This window comes from Sphingobium sp. LB126 (genome assembly GCF_002795205.1).
Taxonomy (GTDB): domain Bacteria; phylum Pseudomonadota; class Alphaproteobacteria; order Sphingomonadales; family Sphingomonadaceae; genus Sphingobium; species Sphingobium chungbukense.
In genome coordinates this window covers 945,616-965,342 of sequence record NZ_NETV01000002.1, presented here as the reverse complement: position 1 = coordinate 965,342, position 19,727 = coordinate 945,616, and the positions used below count along the sequence as shown (strand labels likewise).

The following is a 19,727-nucleotide window of genomic DNA, read 5'->3' as shown; positions in this document are numbered from 1 at the left end:
TCAAAATGCGGAATTGCTGAGAGGCTGTCATGAGCGACGAAATGATGAAACGGATTGAGCTGAACGGCGTGGAACTCGGCTATTCCACCTATGGCGTGGAGAATGGCAAGAAGGCGCTTGTCTTTGTCCACGGCTATGCGATGCGTTCGACCGGCCCGCTCTATGAGGAACTGTTGACGCGTCTGTCGAAGCGCTATGCGGTGTATGCGCTCGATCTGCGCGGCCACGGTGCCTCCAGGGATTCATGGGCCGACTGGTCGTTCGAGACACTGGCCGACGATATTGTCGCCTTTGTCGAAACGTTGCGCCTCGATCAGCCGGTCTTCGTCGGCCATTCCTTTGGTGCGCCGGTCGGTCTCTTCACGGAAATTCGCCGTCCGGGAACATTTTCGGCCTTTTGCCTGCTGTGCCCGGGACCGGCCGATCACCGGCGCGATCCAGTGGATGCGCTCAAATTCATGATCGAGAATGGTCGCAATCGCGATGTCCTGCGTCCGGGATTCGACGGGATGTTCGTGCGTCAACCGAGCCCGTGGACGGAAGCCACGCTCGACGCTGTCACCTCGCTCGACAGCGGCGTTCACCTGGCGCTCCAGGCAGCCAATCCGTTGTTCTCGATCGACGATCAGCTAAAGGATGTCGCCGCGCCGGCCCTGCTCATCCGTGGCGAGGCCGATCCTGTGGTCCCGCCCGCCATCCAGCACGACATGGCGTGCAAGCTGCCGCGGTGCAAGGAGGTGGTCTATTCTACCGAGGGGCATATGCTCCCGATCGAGAGTGCGCTGATCGTGGCCAGGGAAATCGACGCATTCCTCGCCGATCCTCCCTCTTACTGACCTTCGCTCGTGACTCCTCCGAAGGACGAGACTTCATGTTCTGGTGACGAAGCGCCATAGGCCGCGCCAAGATACGGGCGGTGAGGCGGATCAAAGGCCGCTTCTGCGGATAGGCGACAAGCGGACGCAGGCCATTGGCGAAGGGCATGATGATGTCTCGCGCCGCCGCGCGTGATGCGCCCACGCCCGCAAAACTTCCCGCAATCAAGCCAGCAACGAGGCTGCGTCGATCGACTTCACTCACAGGCGTCTCTCCACAAGACGGACGGATTTATCGTGCGCCAAGATTTCTGTATATGCTCTTTGCCGGTGCGGACCGCAGTTGCCCAGCCAGCAGTTCTGAAGCAAGGGAGCTATAGGCCATCCGTCTTCAGCGTCTGGTATCGACTTTCTGCGGTCTCGATCCCTTCCTGGAGCAGTGGTCCCAGCAGCCTGTAATGATCAAGATGGCCCGGCGCGTCCGGTCTGTCCCAGCCATGGTCGTGACGAATGCGGCCCAGATGCCCGGACAGGCGGATAGCCTCCGGGTCGATGATTTCGGCAGCGTGGGCGTCCGGCCCCACATAGATGGCATCGGAAACGCAATAAAGTTCGCACATATAGCAGGTCTGGCATTGGTCTAGCCGGGCGATGACAGGAGCGCCTTCTCCTGCATCCAACACATGCGAAGGGCATATGGCGACGCAATCGTTGCAGTTGTCGCACAGGTCTTCGAAGATGTGCGTGATCATGCTGCTGCCTCGGCATATCTTTGCTGCTCCGGCCGTGTCCAGATCATGTCCAGTCCACCGGTCAGCAGCCGCGCACCGCTTCCGGCATCGAGTTCAGGTGCATCGATGCGGACGTGGATGCCACGGCTTTCCCGTCGCGACAGCGCCGCTGCCGTGCACCAGCGCGCCGTGGCGGTCATCGCCGCCGTCTCCCGCAGCGACACGAGCGATAGGCCCTCGGCCCGGCCATGATCGCGGATAGCACGCCAATGCGCGTCAAGCACCTTCAGCGAGTCCGTCAATTGCCGCTCGCTGCGCCAAAGCGCGTGCTGGTAGCCGTTCATGTGATGGTCGATGTCGGCCTCTATCGCCTTGCGGTCGACGGGACGTTCGGCCGCGACCGGATGGATGGCTGCTGAAGCGGCGGATCGCAACCGCTCCATGGTGCGCCTTCTTCCGGCAAGAGCTTCCTTCGCCGCCGCCGCTCCGGCAATTTGTCCCGATGTCAGTGCCCAGGCGCTATTGACCGCCCCGCCGCCACTGATGGCGCCCGTCGCCAACTCGCGCGTTGCCGCATCGCCCGCGGCGAAGAGGCCCGGCACGTTCGTCCGGCAATTCCCGTCCCGAATGCGTAGCCCGCCATTGCCCCTTATCGTTCCTTCGCCGAACAATTTTATCGGCCAACGCTCCTTGAACAGGTCGACACCCTTTCGGACGAAGGGCGGCGGCGTAAAAGGCTGGATGTCGTGCAGGACCGGAGGCAATGCGGACGGCGCGTCGATCAGGTCGGCATAGACCGGCCCCGTCAACAAAGCCGCGCCCAGTGCCTGGAAATGGGCGTGACCGCGGGGAGGCTGGACGATTTCCTCTCCATCCACATCATAATAGCGTGCCGCTCCATAAGGTAGAGTGCGGGTCGATGCCCAGGCGGGCGACACGCTATACTGGATGGAAAACTCCATGCCGGATAGTTCCGCCCCGGCTTCCACCGCCATCAGATAGCCATCACCCGTATTGCCATGACTGCCAAGCAAGCCTGACCGGAACGCGCAGCCGCCCGTCGCCATGATGACCGCGCCTGCCTGTATCTCCCAATCCCGTCCGATCAGCCTGGCATGTCCCCTCGCACCCCGGACCGCGCCGTCGCCGTTCACCAGCAACTGCGTCGCAGGATGATGATCCAGGATCCGCGCGCCCGCTGCCAGAGCATAGGCGCGCAGGGCACGCATATATTCTGCCCCTCGTACGCCGCTATAATAGCGCCCGCCCTTGCCGTCCGATCCGAATGGATAATAGGGGGCAAGCTCCGGCAGGGTGCGCCAGGTGGTGTCGATGACCCGCTCCATCCATTCCGGATCGCCAAGGCCCAGTCCGGCGGCCAACTTCCGCTCGATCACCTCGCGCCGTTTTCCAGGATCAGGCGGCACCCACCAGTGGTTGGGGCCACCCGTCGCCGTAACTCCGCTGGTGCCGACATAGCTTTTGTCGACCATGATGGTGATCGCACCCGTTTTCGCAGCGGCGATGGCTGCCCATGCCGCCGCCATGCCGCCGCCGATGATCAGGACGTCGCACCGATGGGCTTGGATGTCGTTCATTCTGCCGCGATGGCGACGGGCGGTTGGACATGGCGATGCTCCGGCACCGGCAGCCCCAGATGCCCGCGCAGCGTGTCATGCGCATAGTCGCGTCGGAAGAGCCCGCGTTCCTGGAGGATCGGTACGACTTTCTCCCGGAACAAGGCGAAGTCGCGCGGGCGCGTGACGCGCAGATTGAACCCGTCGGCTGCGCGCCCGACGAACCAGCGCTCGATCTCGTTCGCGATCGTTTCGGGCGATCCGACGAAGGGCGAGGTCCACTGGCCGAAGCGATAGGCCGCCTGGCGCAGTGTCAGCTTCTCTTCCGCCGCCACACGGATGACGCGTTCGGCCCCACCCTTGTAGCTGTTGAGCGTCACACCCGACAGGTCGGGGAAGGGCGCGTCCAGATCATATTTCGAGAAGTCATGATAGTTGAAAAGACGCCCGACCTGCGTCAGCAGCTTCTCGACACTCAGCGCCCCTTGCGCCGCATCGGCGATGGCGCGCGCTTCCTCGTCGGTCTCCGCGATCGTCGGAACGAGGCCCGGCATCACGACGATATGATCGGGATTGCGTCCAAGTGCTGCCGCTTGTGCCTTGAGGTCGGCATAATAAGCGCGGCCGCTTTCGAAATCCTGCGATGCCGCGAAGGTGCCCTCCGCAATTGCCGCGCCCAATGCGCGGCCCTCGCTGCTGTCGCCCGCCTGAAAGATCACCGGCTGCCCCTGTCGCGACCGGCCGAGCGCCAGTGGCCCGGCGACCGAGAAATGCGCCCCTTTGTGATCCAACCGGTGCTGCTTCGACTTATCAAGGAAGACGCCGCTTGCCCGGTCGCGTGGGAAAGCGTCGTCCTCATAACTGTCCCACAGGCCTTGAACCACCTCCACGAACTCGCGTGCGCGGGCATAGCGCACGCCATGTTCGAAATGCGCGTCGCGTCCGTAATTCAGAGCCGCGCCTTCAAGACCGGTGGTGACGACGTTCCAGCCTGCGCGGCCCCGGCTGATATGGTCTAGTGACCCGAACTGCCGCGCGACGTTGTAGGGTTCCCAATAGGATGTGGTGAGCGTGCCGACGAGGCCGATGCGCGATGTCGATGCCGCCACCGCCGACAGCAGTGTCAGCGGCTCCAGCCTGTTGAGGAAATGCGGCGCGGTTTCGGGCGTGATGTAGGGAGAATCGACGATGAAAACGAGATCGAACTTCGCCGCTTCGGCGAGGCGCGCATGCTCGATATACCAGTTGATGTCGATACTGGCGTCGCCCGGCAAGTCGGGGTCGAGCCAGCTATGATGATCGGCCCCGACCCCTTCGAGTATCGCGCCCAGATGCAATTGCCGTTTGGCCATGTCGATCCTCCTGAAACTATTGGAGGGCGAGGATAGGGAGTTGGAAAGACCGGGAATAACAAGAGCTGCTCAACCACCGCTGAGTTTGTTCAAAGCGAACATGTGCACGAGTTGGGAATCCAGGCGCTGCATGGGGCGGCTGACCGGTGCGGCCATCCGCCTTCGCCTTGTCGATGAGCGGGTCTTCTAATCCAATCAGCAAAGCTCAACGATTGAGCAGATCTTCTCTCCGGCACAGCAAAGTTCATTATACATTATCTACTAAATTAATAGTGTTTCCGCGAGAGCATAAGCCGTGGGGGTTCAACCGTTCAGATGAGACACTATAGAGGTGCGATCCTCGGCCGGCAGGTCTTGCCGCGTGCCTGATCCTGTGAGTTGCTGCCCTTAGCGCGCCACGCCCAAAGCCTTAGCAAAGAAGGATATAATATGCCGGTCATCAACCGGGCATGGCTGCTCGCGGCCACGGCCCTGCCCATCGTTTCGCTCGCAGCCCTGTCGATAGCGCCTGCGTCGGCCAATGAAACGGCCGTCCCTGCGGAGGGTCCTGATGCGGGCAGCGGTCTTGGCGACATCGTCGTCACCGCCACCCGCAAGGAAACCAGGCTCCAATCCACTCCTGTGGCTGTCAGCGTGATCGACGAGGTCTTTCGCGGCAATCACAATGTCCTGACGACCCGCGATCTCGCCGGGCAGATACCGGGGCTTTACACGCCGCCAACCGGCATTACGCCGCTGACCAATACCTTCTTCATTCGCGGCATCGGCAACAGCGATCCGATCTTCGATCCGACGGTCGGCGTCTATATCGACGACGTCTATCTGCCGCGCGCCATCAATGGCATGTCGGACCTGACGGATATCGAGCGGGTCGAGGTGCTGCGGGGACCGCAAGGCACATTGTTCGGCGCGAACTCGGCCGGCGGCGCGATCCGCTATATCACGCGCGCACCGGGCGACAGCCTCGATCTGAGGTTCGATGCGGGCTACGGCAATTACAAGACCTTCAACGCGCATGCCTATGTCGCCGGTTCGCTGGTGCCGGGCCTGCTGGCCGCCAGCATCGCGTTCGCGCATGACGAGCATGAAGGCTATACGTGGAACCCGTCGCTCCAGCGCCGCGTCAACGACCAGAATACAGATGGAGGGCGCGTCAAACTGGTCTTCACGCCTTCCAGCGGATTGAAGCTCACGCTCTCGGCCGACGGCACGATCGATCATTCGCAGGCTGCGCAATATGTCGCGACCACCTACAATGCGACGAATCCCGCCTTGACCGGCCTGGGTGCCATCACCGGTGGGACTTTGTTCAGTCCGACGCAATTCTCCGCCTTCAAGGACAATGTCAGCTACGCCGGGCGTTTCGGGATCAACCGATCCCATTCCGGGGGTGTCACCGGCCGGATCGATTATGATCTGGACCGCCATCTTTCCGTTCATTCGATCACGGCTTTGCGCGGTTTCGATCAGGATCCGGTCAATTACAATAATGACGGGCAGAATCTGCTCCCCTATAATAGCGCACAGCCCCGCCGGATCGACATCTCGGACAACTACATCGTCTACAAGCAGAAGAGCTTCACCCAGGAACTGCAATTGCAGGGCAACTGGAACCGCTTCGACTTCACCGGCGGCCTTTACTATCTGTTCGAAAATTTTCGCAGCAACCGCATCGGCTATGTCACCGGTCTGCCGCAGTCGGACACTTCGCTGCTCGCTGCACCCTTCGACCAGATCGGCAAAACCATCACCCGCAACTATTCAGCCTATCTACAGGCCAACTATCGTCTGACCGACCGGCTGACCCTGACCGCGGGCGGGCGATACATCACCATACGCCGCGCCTTCGATTTTCAGGGCCTCAACTATGATCTCGACAGCAACCCGATCGATCCATCGCGCTATCCACAGGTTCTGACAGGGGGCGCGATCCCCGCTCTTGGCGTCAACGTCGCCGCCTCCCAGGTCAACTTCACCAACGCAGGGGTGCTCAACAGGAAGACCTGGCATGCGTTCACGCCCAAGGCTGGCATCTCCTATCAGGTCACGCCCGCCATTTTCCTGTTTGCAAGCTATTCGAGAGGCTTTGACGCAGGCGGATTCAACAATCGCGCCCTCAATCTGGCGACCGCGCTGCCCTATGCACCCGAAACGGTGAACACATTTGAGGGCGGCTTCAAGAGCGACTGGCTGGACAGTCACCTGCGCGTCAACCTGACGGGCTTCTACAACGACTATAAGAATCTCCAGACGGCGGTATCGGCCTTCAGCCCGATCTCAGGCACCTATGTCAGCACGCGGGGCAATGCGCCATCGGCGCATACCCAGGGCTTCGAACTGGAGACGTCCGCACAGCCTGTCGATAATCTGTCGCTGGCGTTGAACGTTACCTACCTCAAGACACGGTTTGACGACTATTCGGCGCCGGCCCTCGGAACTATACCTGCCTACAACTACACCGGCAAAGCGTTTTCGGGACAGCCGGAATGGCAATATTTCGCCTCGGCGGATTATGGCATCCCGATCGGCGGGGTCGGCACGATCAAGCTGGGCGGTAGCATCAACTGGCAGACATCCTATTTCTCCGACCTGCTCAACAGCCCGCAATATCGCATCGGTGACAAGCATTTCGTCAATGCTTTCATCGGCTTCACCACCGCGGACCGGCGGTGGGACTTCACGCTGACCGCTCGCAATGTCGGTAACGCCTTCTATTTCTCCGCTCTGGCTCCGGTCGGCACTCCACTCAGAGCTGGCCCCTTTGCGGGAACGCAGCTCGTCCAGGGCGCGCAAAATGCGCCCCGGACCATCTTCTTCAAGGCGGCCTATAAATATTGAAGGATGAGAGCGGTCGGTCCTTCCTCGATCGGCCCTTCCTCGAACTTGCCGGGGAAGCGGGACAGCGCGCCCGCGGGTTCAGGAGGCTCGCGGGTCGGCCCGTGTCGAGATATGTGTGACCATCACTCATGACATATGGTCGCGCGAGACCCTCGGCAACACGGATGCCGCGCAAAAGATGATCCAAATGTCAGCCGAGCGGGCACCTCTCGTGTGGCGGGCGCGAGGATGGCTTCACCAACCTCCGGTCTCGAGCCATTGCGTCATCATGTCCAAGCGGTCGGATCCCCAGAACATTTCGCCATCGATGATCGTTGTAGGAGAGCCGAACACGCCCGCCGCGATGGCGTCGGCGATCTCGTTTCTTAATGCGGCCTTGATGGTCTCCGACTGAAGAGCCGCTCTTGCATCATGCTGCGGCAACTCCAGTTCCCCGATGATGGCGAGCACTGTATCGATTTCCGAAATGTCATGGCCTTGCGACCAGTGCGCCCGATAGAGGGCGAGGACAAGATCTTCGGTCCTCTGAGGAGCGGTGTCGCGGACCCAGAGTGTGGCACGCGCGGCGACGACGGATGAGAAGGTGAAGACGGGGGCCTCCGCTATGCCAAGACCATGATAGCGCAGGCTGCGCGGCAGGTCGCGGCGCAAATAATCGCCCTTGAGCGGCGTTTCGAGTAAGGGGGGAAGGCCCATCGTATCGACGACGGTCGCCTTGAGAAGAAAGGGGTGCCAACGAACGCCGCGACCGAATCGGCGCGCCAGCGTTCCGATCCGCTCCGCGCCGATCCAGCCGAACGGTGAAATGAAATCGAAATAAAAATCGATGGAATCCTGATTGCCGGTGTTTTCCGCTTTTGCCATCTGCGCTAGTCTCCTGCCGCTTCGTTGAGCAAAAGATCGCGCAGCGCGAATTTCTGGACCTTGCCTGATGCGGTTTGCGGAAAGCTTTCGAGGAAGTGCCAGCGCCGGGGCACCTTGTATCCCGCCAGATGCTTGCGGCAGAAGGCTTCGAGATCGGTGGGGCGGGAAGCCTTGGGGTCATAGAGGCGGATACAGGCGGCGACCGTCTCTCCCCAGTCATCGTCGGGCATCCCGACCACGGCGACGTCAGCGATGGCGGGATGGGTGATGAGGACATTCTCGACCTCGCGAGGATAGATGTTTTCCCCGCCGCGGATGATCATGTCCTTGAGCCGCCCGAGTACGCGACAATAGCCCTGTTCGTCCATACTGCCAATGTCGCCGCTATGCAGCCAGCCTTCGTCATCGATCGTCGCCCTGGTGGCGTCCGGGGCATCGAAATAGCCGGTCATGATACCATATCCGCGCCCGCAAATCTCGCCGGACCCACCGATCGGCAGGATCTCACCCGTGGCGGGATCGACGATCTTGACCTCGGTATGGGGAAGGGGCTTGCCAACGCTTTCCTGCCATCCGGCATGCTGGTCGCGGGGCAGGGTGTGGGTGAGATAGGGCGACGCCTCCGTCTGGCCGTATCCGATGGTGACATCCACGTTCGCCAGGCTTTCGGCGCGCCTGACCAACTCGGGGGAAACCGGAGCGCCGCCCAGGGCGACCAATCGCCAGGACGACAGGGCGCGAGGATGTATTTCCTGTTCTTCCAGCATGCGGATCAGCATAGTGGGAACGCAAAGCATGATCGACCCTTTCTCCTGCTCGAATAGGTCCAGCATGTGGGCAGGATGATATTCGGGCGGTAGCACCTGGGTTCCGCCGGTCTGGAGCGCGCCCAGCGTGGCGAGCCCGCACCCCGCGGTATGGAATAGCGGCATGGGGTTGATCCATATGTCCCCGGCATCTGCGCCGAGAATTTCTGCGAACAGGCGGCCGTTATTGCTCAACCCCCTATGGGTGAGACACACGCCCTTGGGAAAGCCGGTCGTGCCTGACGTGTATTGGATTTGCGCGATGTCGTCTGGGGAGACATGCGGCAGTGCGCCGCCTGAAGCGTTCGACAGGAAGTCCCTCCACGAGGACAGGTGGACGACAGTGCCGCATTCCGGAAGATCATGCATCACCCCGCTGAGAACATCGCCAAGTCGTCGTCCCCGATATTCGTCCTGAACGATGATGCCGCGCGCGCGCGACTGCTTCAGGACATGGGCGAGTTCATGTTCAAGATAGGCGGGGTTCACAGTGACGAGAACGAGGCCCGCCAATGCCGCGCCAAATTCCACCAGCACCCATTCGGGGCTGTTGCTGCCCCAAATCGCGACATGCTCGCCCGGCCTGAAATGGGTGAGCAGGGCGCGCGCCACCTGTTCCGCCTCGGCGGCGAGTTCCCGGAACGTCCATCGACGCTGTGACGCTCTGTCGGGTTGACCATCGATCAGGGCGATTCTGTCGCCATAGGATGTTGCCGCTCGGTTCAGGGCGTCACCGACCGTCCCCTCGATCAGGACGGCAGTCAGATCAGCCGTATAGCAAGACGAGGACAGCGTTTTTCGGGCCGTGGCGGCAGAGGGCATGATGGCGTCCTTTCCGGTCAGATCTTTCCGCTCCGGCTCACTTTTGTCACGAACAACTGGCCGGCTGATATATCAAATATACAAAAATATTCATATAATGCAATAATCCCCATTGGATCGCCAGCCTGGTCCGCACGGGATATGGGGAGCTCATCCACGTTTCCGTCTATTTCAATATATGCACAAATTCATATATTGACCTATCGTGAGGGTGTTGGTACGAACGCCCCATTCAAGAAGATGGCTTGCAGCGGCCACGCTGAAGGAGGGAATATGATTAACCGACGCTCGCGCACCCCTTTTCAAACCGGCCCCCTGCGGCGGCTCGGCCTGTGCAGCGCACTCTCCCTCGTCATGCCCGCGGTCGCTTTCGCTCAGGGTGGAGCTCCCGCCGTGCCCCAGGAAGATGGAGGGCTTGGGGAAATCGTGGTGACGGCGCAAAAGCGCGAGCAGAAGCTACAGGACGTCGGACTGAGCGTTTCGGCTTTTGATGGCGCCGCGCTCGACAATGCGGGCGTGAACGCGGTGACGGATCTGGCCAAGGTCGTTCCGGGCCTGGACATCACCCCCAGCCCGAGCGGAACGCCGGTCTATACGCTTCGCGGCGTGGGCTTCTTCGAAAGCACCCTGAGTGCCGCGCCCGACGTTGCGCTCTATATCGACCAGTTGCCTCTTGCGGTTCCGGCGTTCGGTGCGCTCACGGCGTTCGATCTGGAGCGCGTCGAAGTGCTCAAGGGCCCGCAGGGCACGCTCTTCGGCACCAACGCGACCGGCGGCGCGATCAACCTCATCGCAGCCAAGCCCACCAACGATCTGGATGCCGGTATCGAGCTCGGCTTCGGGAGTTTCAACACGATCCGTGGCGAGGCGCACATCAGCGGGCCGCTGTCGGACACGCTGAAAGGGCGTATCGCGGTCAAGGTCAGCCAGGGCGACGAATGGCAATATAGCTATACCCGCAGGGACAGGCTCGGCAAGACCGATGAACTTGCCGGCCGCATCCTGCTCGACTGGCAACCGGGCGAGGGGATGGGCTTCGTCCTCAATCTCAACGGCTGGCTGAACAAGTCCGATCCGCAGGCGCCGCAGCTCGCGCGGCAAACCACGCCCGCGGACCTTCAGGCTCCCGTCGGCTCCGTCACCTTCGGCCAGGTGGTTCCTCCCGATTTCGCCCTGCTTCTCATTCCGGGCGCGCCCGACAACAACCGCGCGGCGAACTGGGACCCCGATTACCGGCCCTATCGCGACGACCGCTTCTACCAGACGGCGCTGACGGCCAATATCGACCTGTCCGACACGATCACCCTCACGTCCTTGACCGCCTACAGCAATCTGCGTCAGCGCAAGGCGTCCTCCTATTCTGGCACGGATCTTCCGGCCTTCGAGCAGGCCGCAAACCCCGCCCACGCCAACGACTTCAGTCAGGAGCTTCGGCTTGCCGGCAACGATGTCGGGTCGGGGCTGCGCTGGATGGTCGGCGGCAATTATCAGCGCACGGCCAGTTATGAACGGATCGATGCAATCTATCCGTTTGCATCGACCGGTTTTCGCGATGGCTTTACCGCCAACACGCTCGATACGCGCCAGGTCTTCAAGCAGTGGGCCGTGTTCGGTAACATGGAATATGACCTCAGCGAGCGGCTGAAGTTGAAGGCCGGCATCCGCTATACCGATTCCAGCCGGACGGCGGCCAGCCGGGTTTACGACACGCCGGGCTATGTCGAACCTATCCCCGGCGCGCTCGGCCTGACGGACTTTTTCAATGTCCTCATGCCGGCGGTCTATGTGCCGCTATTCTGTCCCGGTGTCACCTATGCTCCCGTGATTCCGGGGCAATCGGTGTCGGTCGATCCCAACATCTGTGTATCGGGCACGTATAAAGCCAAGCTCAAGGAAGATAATGTCCCCTGGAGTGTCGGCATCGACTTCAAGCCCAACGACGACTTGCTGATCTATGCCAACATATCCCGGGGTTTCAAGGGCGGGGCGTTCCCACTGGTGAATGCCGCCAGCCAGGAGCAATTCTATCCTGTCCCGCAGGAGAAACTGACGGCCTATGAACTCGGCTTCAAATCCAACCTGCTGGGCAATCGCGTCGTGTGGAATGGGGCGGCATTCTATTATGACTATGCCAACAAGCAGGCGCGCGGCAAGACGGTGGATCCGCTGTTCGGTGCCCTCGAAAAGCTGGTGAGCATCCCCAAGTCCCGTATCTGGGGCGCGGAGATGGACATGACGCTGGTGCCGACGCGTGGCCTGACCGTCCGGTTGGCGGGAACCTATCTGAACACCAGGATCAAGACGTTCAACGGCATTGTCGGCGCGCAGAATGTCGGTGGATTGCTGTTCCCGGTCTTCAGTTCGTTCAAGGGCGCTCGTCTGCCGTTCGCGCCGGAGCTGGCCGGATCGGCAAGCCTGGATTATGTGTTCTCCCTGACCGGGACGGTCGAAGCGTTCCTGGGCGGGGGCGTGCGCGCGCAGACGAAGAGCTACGGTTCTCCGCAACTGGGCGGGCAGGACAAGAAGGACGCGACGATCAACGGCTATGCGACGCTTGATCTTCGGGCCGGCGTGCAGGCTCCCGACGAGCGCTGGAAGCTGTCGGTCTGGGGCCGGAACGTCACCAATAGGCACTATTGGACGAACAGCCTGCGCGCGTTCGACACTATCGTCCGCTACACGGGCCGTCCGTCCGAATATGGTGTAACGTTGGGCTATAAATTCTGAGCGTGATCGCGCCATTGTGCGCGCATGGGCAGGAAGACAGGAAAGAGGAGAGTTCGGATATGGATGGTGGCACAGGCATTCCGGTGCGCGACACGATCCTCTGGGTCGATGACACGGGGGAAGCGGATCTGCCGCCGATCCTGTGTCTCCACTCTCTCTTTCTGGACGGGCGGATGTTCGACGCGCTCGTCCCTGCGGCCAAGGGGCGATTCCGGGTAATCCGTCCGGACTTCCGCGGGCAAGGCAGCAGCGCGCCCTCTACCCAAGCTGTGGTGACCATGGATTGCTGCGCGGATGACATGATCGCCCTGATCGAGACACTGGGGTTGCCGCCGGTTCATCTGATAGCGGCGTCGATGGGCGGGGACGTTGCGGTTCGGATCGCGGCGCGCCGACCGGATCTGTGCGCCTCCATGGTGATGATGGGGTCGTCCGTGCGCGGTGAGCCGGACGATCAGAAGGCCCATTTCACGGACCTGCTGGACCGGACCTATGCCACCGGCTTTGTCGGTGGCGATCTGGACATGATGATGTCCATCATGTTCGGCGCGACAACCCGGTCGAATCCGGAAAAGCAGGCGATGCTTGACCACTGGCGCCTGCATATCGGACGGCTTGCCCCCTCTACCTGGGCCGCCATGCATGGCGTGGTGGAGCGGCCCAGCGCGGTATCGCTGCTTCCCCAGGTAAAGGCGCCGACGCTTGTCTATCTGAGCGACGAGGATGTCGCGCGTCCGCAGGAATGGACGCATGAAGTTGTGGACAATATTCCCGGCGCCAAGCTCGCAAGGCTCGAAGGGGTGGGACACAGCCCGATCCTAGAGGTGCCGGACGTCGTCATCCCATCAACGCTTGATTTCATGGCCAGCGCTCAGCGCGCTCTCGAAACACGGCCCGCTCCTGCTGGCGCTTGATCCCGGAACACAGAGAGGAACTGCCCGATGAGCTTCGACAATTTCGTGATGACCATCAACGGCTGGAAAGTCACCGGCGGCGCTGGCCTCGACGTGCTGAATCCCGCGACGGAGGAAGTCATCGCCACGGTGCCGGACGCCAGCAAGGCGCAGCTCGATGAGGCGGTGGCCGCCGCGAAGGCGGCCTTTCCCGCATGGGCGGCGCTCTCCATGGACGATCGGCGCAAGAAAATTCTCGCGATCGCCGGTCGATTGCAGGAAAACAAGGCCGAGCTGGCCCGGATCTTCACCGCCGAGCAGGGGCGTCCCCATGGCGGCGCGGAATGGGAAGTCGATGCAGCCTCTCAATGGTGCCATGGCGTGGCCCAGTTCGACCTGCCCGTCGAGGTGATCGAAGACAGCGAGGAACGACGGGTCGAGGTGCGTCATACGCCCATCGGTGTCGTCGGTGCGATCGCGCCGTGGAACGCGCCTTTGCTCATGGCGATCTGGAAGATGGCGCCGGCGCTGCTGGCGGGCAATTGCATGGTGCTCAAGCCATCGCCCTTCACGCCGCTGACCACGCTGAAGCTCGGTGAACTGCTGCTCGACATCCTGCCGCCCGGTGTGCTCAACATCGTTTCCGGCGGCAATGAGCTGGGACAGTGGATCACGGACCATCCGGATATCGGCAAGGTCTCCTTCACCGGGTCCACGGCCACCGGCAAGCGCGTGATGGAGAGCGCGGCCAAGACGCTGAAACGGGTGACGCTGGAACTGGGCGGCAACGATGCCGCGATCGTGTTGCCCGATGTCGATCCCAAGGCGATTGCGCCGGCTTTGTTCTGGGGCGCGTTTTTCAACAGCGCGCAGGTGTGTGTCGCGATCAAGCGCCTCTATATCCACTCCAGCATCTATGACGCGGTCGCGCGCGAGCTGGTCGAGTTCGCCAGGACCGTGACCGTCGGTGATGGTTCGCAGCAGGGCGTCGATCTCGGCCCCGTCCAGAACAGGATGCAGTTCGAAAAGGTCAAGGATTTGCTCGATGACGCGCGTGCCAATGGGCAGAAATTCCTGCTGGGCGGCGAAGTGCCGGATGGCCCAGGCTATTTCATTCCGGTCTCGATCGTCGACAACCCGCCGGAGAAATCGCGCGTGGTGACGGAAGAGGCCTTTGGCCCGGTGCTGCCGTTGCTGAAATATGATGATCTGGACGATGTGATCGCGCGCGCCAATGACAGCGAGTCCGGGCTGGGTGGATCGGTCTGGTCCAACGATGTCGACAAGGCGCGGGAGATCGGCCAGCGTTTGCAGACCGGCACCGTCTGGATCAACGAGATGTTCGCATTCCTTCCCAACGCGCCCTTTGGCGGCCACAAGCAGTCCGGCGTGGGTGTGGAGCACGGGATGGAAGGCCTGCTGGAGTTCACCAACACGCAAACCATGACGAGCAGAAAATTGACCCCTGCCGCATGAACGCCCGCTGCCCCAGTGCCCGCTACCCTAATGACTGTGAGATAGAAACATGACGCATGAGGTTTCTCCCGCGGTATCGGAATTGTTGAAGGATTCTCCGAAGAACTGGGGGAAATGGGGCACTGGCGACGAAGTCGGCGCGCTCAATTATCTGGGGCCGCAGCAGGCGCTCGCCGCCCTGGGCTCCGTGCGATCCGGCAAGGTGTTCACCTTGCAGTTGCCCATGGCGGATCCCAAGGGCGATCCGGTATGGCCGGGCCGCAGGAGCGCCGAACGCAGCCAGGTGATCGATGAGGGGCACTGGCTGTGCGGCAAGGCTCCCCAGTTTCCTGGCGGCCAGCATTATGCCGACGATATGATTTCCGCCTATCTCCAGGGCTCCACGCAATATGACGCGCTGGGTCACGTCTGGTATGACGGGCAACTCTACAACGGATATGATGCCAGATCGACCATCGGCGGCCTCGACAAAGCCAGTGTGCAGCCGATCGGGGAAAAGGGCGTTGTCGGGCGGGGCGTCCTGCTCGACATGGCCCGGCTGCGCGGCAAGGAGTGTCTCGACAAGGGCGAGACCTTCACGCACGAAGATCTGCTGAAAGCGGCGGAGGTGCAGGGCACGGAAATCAGCAAGCGCGATATCGTCGTCATCCGGACCGGCTTCCTCGAATCCTTTTACCGGCTGGGCGCCGACGAATTCTACAAGGACTTCATAGAGCCGGGCCTGACCTATTCCCCCGAGTTGGTCGACTGGTTCCACAAGATGGAGATTCCCAATCTGGTGACGGATACCATCGCCAACGAGGTCACCGTCGACCCTGTAAACGGTGCGTTGCTCATCCTTCATGGAGCGCTCATGCGCAATCTGGGTGTGACGTTCACGGAACTGGCGGGGCTGGGCAAGCTGGCTGCGGATTGCGCCGAGGACGGCCAGTGGGATTTCCTCTATGTCGCAGCGCCGCTCAAGGTCGTGAACGGCACCGGGGCACCGGTCAATCCCGTCGTCATCAAGTAAAAGCCGAATGAACCCGTTCGCCGCTCGCGCGAAAGACGCGGGCGGACGGATAGCCGGAGAACCCCTATGTCAGACATGGAACATGATCGTCCTGGAACTCGCCCCGTCGCGATCGTCACCGGGGGCTTGCAAGGGCTGGGCCTGGGCGCCGTTCTGGAACTGGGCAAGTCGGGGTTCGATGTGGCGATCGTGGACCTGCCCGATGCGCCCGTCATGCCGGCCGAGCTTTCACAGGTCGAAGCGGCAGGGGGACGCTGCCGCTATTATCAGATGGACATCAGCGATCTGGCGCGTCACGGCCCCGTGCTGGATGCGATCGATGCCGATTTCGGCAGGCTCGACTGCCTCGTGAACAATGCCGGCATTGCGGCGCGCCCCCTGACCGATCTGCTGGAATTGCAGCCTGATGCGTTCGACAAATCGATCGACATCAACCTGCGCGGCACATTTTTTCTGACGCAGGCCTTCGCGAAGGCGCTGCTGTCGGCGGGGAAGGCTGCGCCGGAAAGCTACAAGTCGATCATCATCATAACGTCCATAGCCGCCGAGCTTTCCTTCACCGACCGCTCGCAATATTGCGTCACCAAGTCGGCCCTGTCCATGGTCACCAGGCTCTTCGCGGCCCGGCTGGGCGCAGCCGGAATCCATGTCCACGAAATCCGGCCCGGTTTGATGGAAACGCCGATGACTGCAAAGGTCGGAAACGATACGATCGCCAGGCTGATCGCGGACGGCGTCGTGCCTCTTCCCAGGCAGGGGCAACCGGAGGATGTGGGCAAGGCCGTGGCGGCGCTGGCGGCGGGCGCGCTCCCCTACATGACCGGCCAGCCGATCTGGACGGCGGGTGGGCTCAACATTGCGCGGATTCTGTGAGCGCAGGCGAAAGTTCATTAATTGAAAAAATGCGTTCTCGGAACAGGGCATTTGTTCTAGAGCAGGGGTATGGACAACAATTACACGTTGCAAACCGTAGAACGCGCGATCGCCTTCCTGGAATATGTGGCGAACGCAGCAACGCCGCCGAATATCAAGGATGTTTCGGCTGCCCTGAACCTCAACATCACCACCTGCTATCATCTGCTGCGAACGCTCGCGGCCAAACAGTATATCGAGCGCAATGAGCATGGCGGGCTGGAATTGGGGGGCGGTGTCGAGGTGCTGATCCGCGGTTATCAGCGTTTTCAGGATATCGAGAAGTCCTTGTCCGAAATCGTCAAGCGCCTTGCGGCGGAGACGATGGAAAGCGCGGTGTTCTCGCGCCGGGAGGACAATAATGTGGTCCTCAAGCTGCTTGTGGAAGGGTCGCATCGGCTCCGGGTTTCGGGTTTGAGCGTCGGTCTGCGGGGCAACGAGCATCAGCGAGCGTCCGGCAAGGTCGTGCTGGCGCATCTCGATCCCAAAACCCGCGCGGCGATGTTGGACGCCAGCGTCTCCCCATTGCCGGAAAAGCAGCGCAAGGGCGTCGTCAAGACGCTTGAGAAGGAGTTCCCGCAGATCGTGGAACGCGGCTGGGCCTCCGACGAACAGACCGAGCAGGGAATCATCGCCATCTGTGCGCCGCTCTTCGATTCGTCCGGTGCGATTTTCGGAGCGATCGGTATCGTGACGCCGACCTTCCGGCTCGAAAACGCACGTGAAAAATTCTTCAGCGCGATCCAAAATGCGGCAGCCGATGCCAATGCCCTGCTGAAAAACATTCCCGCAGGTTAGCGGTTCGACCGCTTTCTTGCCTTCCTGACGCGTGTCTGTCCGATCCCGGTCGTATTTCCGACCGTGGCGTGCCGCGTCGGTGGCGCCGGATGTGACGCCGAAGCCGCCTTGCGCAGCGGCACGATGAAGGGCCGATCGCTTCTCGGTTAACCGTGCCCCGCGCGTCGGTCGTCATCGCGACCGCCAAGCTCGATTCCTTTGAGCAGCAGGCCTGCGCCGCCGCCGCTATCCCCGGTGTATCCCGCAAAGATATTTCATTATATGAAATAATTCATTATTTCCATGTGACACTTTACAGCCTGCATTGCCTGTCATATAATGCAATAAAATCAAATAATGAAATAAAGGATGTTGCATGGCTGATAGTGTTGCAGACGCGATAGCCGACGCGCTGGTGCGCCACGGCGTCAAAAGCGTTTTTGCGCAAAGCAACCCGACGGCGCTGATGCTGGCGGTGGAAAAGGCAGGCATTCGCCAGCTTCTGTATCGGACTGAGAATGCGGCGGGCGCCATGTCCGACGCCTATTCCCGCGTTTCCGGTCGCATTGGTGTGGTTGCTGCGCAGAACGGTCCGGCGGCGTCGCTGATGGTGGCCCCGATGGCGGAGGCGTTGAAGGCGTCCGTCCCCATGCTGGTCCTGGTGCAGGAGGTGCCCGCATCGCAACGCGATCGCAATGCCTTTCAGGAATATGATCATTTCGCCCTTTTCGCCGGGTGCGCGAAGTGGATCCGCAGGTTGGACGATCCTGATCGCGCCGCGGAATATGTCGATCTCGCGATGATTGCCGCCAACAGCGGACGCCCCGGACCGGTGGTTCTGCTGCTGGCCAAGGACATGCTGATGCAGCCGTCCCATCCCAGGACGACGGCACGCAAGCAGGATCTTGGCAGCTTCCCGCTGGACAGGCCGCGACCGGAGGGTGCCGCCGTTCAGCAGGCGGCTGCGTTGCTGGCGACCGCCACGTCGCCGATCGCGATCGTCGGGGGCGGTGTTCACGGCGCGCAGGCGACCGCAGAGCTGGCCGCGCTGATCGATGTCGTCGAAATTCCCGTGGCGACGACCTTCATGGGCAAGGGCGCGGTGGACGAAACCCATCCGCTGTCCATGGGCGTCGCGGCCAATATCGTCGGCAAAAATGGTCCGGCCGCCGCGCATCGTGGTTTGATGCGGGATGCCGATGTCGTCCTGTTCATCGGCACGCGCACGAACGAGAACGGCACGGATGCCTGGTCGCTGACCTCGCCCGATGCGACCTACATCCATATCGATGTCGATCCGCAGGAAATCAGCCGCAATTATGAGGCCGTGCGACTGCTGGGCGATGCGCGCTCGGCGATTGGCGATCTGACGGAGGCGCTCAAGGCCCAGGACTTGACGAAGCGCCGGAGTGCGGCGGTACCGCTCAAGGCCGCCATCGTGCAGGCACGGGAAGAGCGGCTCGAGGCGATCGCGCCGGAGCTCCAGTCCGATGAAAAGCCTTTGTTGCCGCAGCGGCTGATGGGCGATCTCGATGCGCTGCTGACGCCGAACGACATCGTCGTTGCCGATGCCAGCTATTCGTCCGTATGGGTGACGGCCTATCTGACCGCGCGGGCCGCCGGGCAACGCATGCTCACGCCGCGCGGACTGGCCGGTCTCGGGTGGGGCCTGCCCTATGCGATGGGCGCCAAATTGGCGCGTCCGGACGCGAGGGTGGTTGGCATTGTCGGTGATGGCGGTTTTGCCCATGTGTGGGCCGAATTGGAAATGGCCGTTCGTGAGGATATTCCACTCACGCTTATCGTGCTCAACAATTCCCAGCTCGTGATGCAGAAGCATGGCGAAGCACTAGGCTTTGGTCGCACGACAACCGGGATCGGTTTTGTCGAGGTCGATCATGCCGCGGTCGCCCGCTCTGTCGGCGCTGAAGGCGTAAGGATCGAGGAGCCCGCCGATTTCGCCCCGGCGCTTGAAAAAGCCATGAATTCGGGGAAGGTCACTGTGCTCGATGTCATCAGCAGTGCCACGGCGATAGGGCCGCTGCGCATCTTTGATGGACAAGAGGAAAAGATGGATATCGAGCCCGCGCCACGCCCGTCGCGCCCGTTAGAGCAGGCGTGAGGA

At 61.6% G+C, this 19,727-nt stretch carries 14 protein-coding genes; 9 read left to right on the top strand and 5 right to left on the bottom strand.

Annotated features, from left to right (window positions below):
- The first annotated feature begins 29 nt into the window (after nucleotides 1-29).
- Nucleotides 30-836 (top strand): alpha/beta hydrolase, encoded by an 807-nt coding sequence (locus CAF53_RS20405; RefSeq protein WP_100239396.1) that lies wholly within the window; start codon nucleotides 30-32, stop codon nucleotides 834-836.
- A 353-nt stretch (nucleotides 837-1,189) separates the two neighbouring features.
- Here the strand turns inward: CAF53_RS20405 and CAF53_RS20395 are convergent, their stop codons facing one another.
- Genes CAF53_RS20395 through CAF53_RS20385 form a run of 3 tightly spaced genes read right to left on the bottom strand, consistent with a single transcriptional unit; the run spans nucleotide 1,190 to nucleotide 4,475 of the window.
- Complete coding sequence (locus tag CAF53_RS20395; RefSeq protein WP_046764337.1) at nucleotides 1,190-1,567, bottom strand: ferredoxin family protein; 378 nt, start codon at nucleotides 1,565-1,567, stop codon at nucleotides 1,190-1,192.
- Nucleotides 1,564-3,144: an FAD-binding protein gene (locus tag CAF53_RS20390; RefSeq protein ID WP_100239394.1), complete on the bottom strand. Its 1,581-nt coding sequence runs from the start codon at nucleotides 3,142-3,144 to the stop codon at nucleotides 1,564-1,566. The genes CAF53_RS20395 and CAF53_RS20390 overlap by 4 nt, the downstream gene beginning before the upstream one ends.
- Nucleotides 3,141-4,475 (bottom strand): LLM class flavin-dependent oxidoreductase, encoded by a 1,335-nt coding sequence (locus CAF53_RS20385; protein ID WP_100239393.1) that lies wholly within the window; start codon nucleotides 4,473-4,475, stop codon nucleotides 3,141-3,143. Before CAF53_RS20385 ends, CAF53_RS20390 begins: the two co-directional genes overlap by 4 nt.
- A 429-nt stretch (nucleotides 4,476-4,904) precedes the next feature.
- Between CAF53_RS20385 and CAF53_RS20380 the strand changes: the two genes are divergently transcribed.
- Nucleotides 4,905-7,313, top strand: coding sequence for a TonB-dependent receptor (locus CAF53_RS20380; RefSeq protein WP_100239392.1), 2,409 nt, complete (start codon nucleotides 4,905-4,907; stop codon nucleotides 7,311-7,313).
- A 234-nt stretch (nucleotides 7,314-7,547) separates the two neighbouring features.
- On the opposite strand, the gene CAF53_RS20375 is transcribed toward CAF53_RS20380, so the two are convergent.
- On the bottom strand, nucleotides 7,548-8,177 hold the full coding sequence (locus CAF53_RS20375; RefSeq protein WP_046764333.1) for a 2-hydroxychromene-2-carboxylate isomerase: 630 nt from the start codon (nucleotides 8,175-8,177) through the stop codon (nucleotides 7,548-7,550).
- Nucleotides 8,178-8,182: 5 nt separating this feature from the next.
- Nucleotides 8,183-9,805, bottom strand: a complete 1,623-nt coding sequence (locus CAF53_RS20370; protein WP_100239391.1) for an AMP-binding protein — start codon at nucleotides 9,803-9,805, stop codon at nucleotides 8,183-8,185.
- Between the two features lie 273 nt (nucleotides 9,806-10,078).
- Here CAF53_RS20370 and CAF53_RS20365 point away from each other — a divergent pair, with 273 nt between their 5' ends.
- From CAF53_RS20365 to CAF53_RS20335, 7 genes are all read left to right on the top strand, one after another.
- A complete protein-coding gene (locus CAF53_RS20365; protein ID WP_157801318.1) occupies nucleotides 10,079-12,532 on the top strand; it encodes a TonB-dependent receptor in 2,454 nt (817 codons plus the stop codon).
- Between the two features lie 59 nt (nucleotides 12,533-12,591).
- Nucleotides 12,592-13,446 (top strand): alpha/beta hydrolase, encoded by an 855-nt coding sequence (locus CAF53_RS20360; protein ID WP_100239389.1) that lies wholly within the window; start codon nucleotides 12,592-12,594, stop codon nucleotides 13,444-13,446.
- A gap of 27 nt (nucleotides 13,447-13,473) precedes the next feature.
- Nucleotides 13,474-14,901, top strand: coding sequence for an aldehyde dehydrogenase family protein (locus CAF53_RS20355; protein ID WP_100239388.1), 1,428 nt, complete (start codon nucleotides 13,474-13,476; stop codon nucleotides 14,899-14,901).
- Nucleotides 14,902-14,950: 49 nt separating this feature from the next.
- Nucleotides 14,951-15,913 (top strand): cyclase family protein, encoded by a 963-nt coding sequence (locus CAF53_RS20350; protein WP_100239387.1) that lies wholly within the window; start codon nucleotides 14,951-14,953, stop codon nucleotides 15,911-15,913.
- Between the two features lie 66 nt (nucleotides 15,914-15,979).
- Nucleotides 15,980-16,786 (top strand): 3-ketoacyl-ACP reductase, encoded by an 807-nt coding sequence (locus CAF53_RS20345; RefSeq protein ID WP_100239386.1) that lies wholly within the window; start codon nucleotides 15,980-15,982, stop codon nucleotides 16,784-16,786.
- A 69-nt stretch (nucleotides 16,787-16,855) separates the two neighbouring features.
- Complete coding sequence (locus CAF53_RS20340; RefSeq protein ID WP_100239385.1) at nucleotides 16,856-17,623, top strand: IclR family transcriptional regulator C-terminal domain-containing protein; 768 nt, start codon at nucleotides 16,856-16,858, stop codon at nucleotides 17,621-17,623.
- Nucleotides 17,624-17,978: 355 nt separating this feature from the next.
- Nucleotides 17,979-19,724, top strand: a complete 1,746-nt coding sequence (locus CAF53_RS20335) for an acetolactate synthase catalytic subunit (RefSeq protein WP_100239384.1) — start codon at nucleotides 17,979-17,981, stop codon at nucleotides 19,722-19,724.
- Nucleotides 19,725-19,727 lie beyond the last annotated feature (3 nt).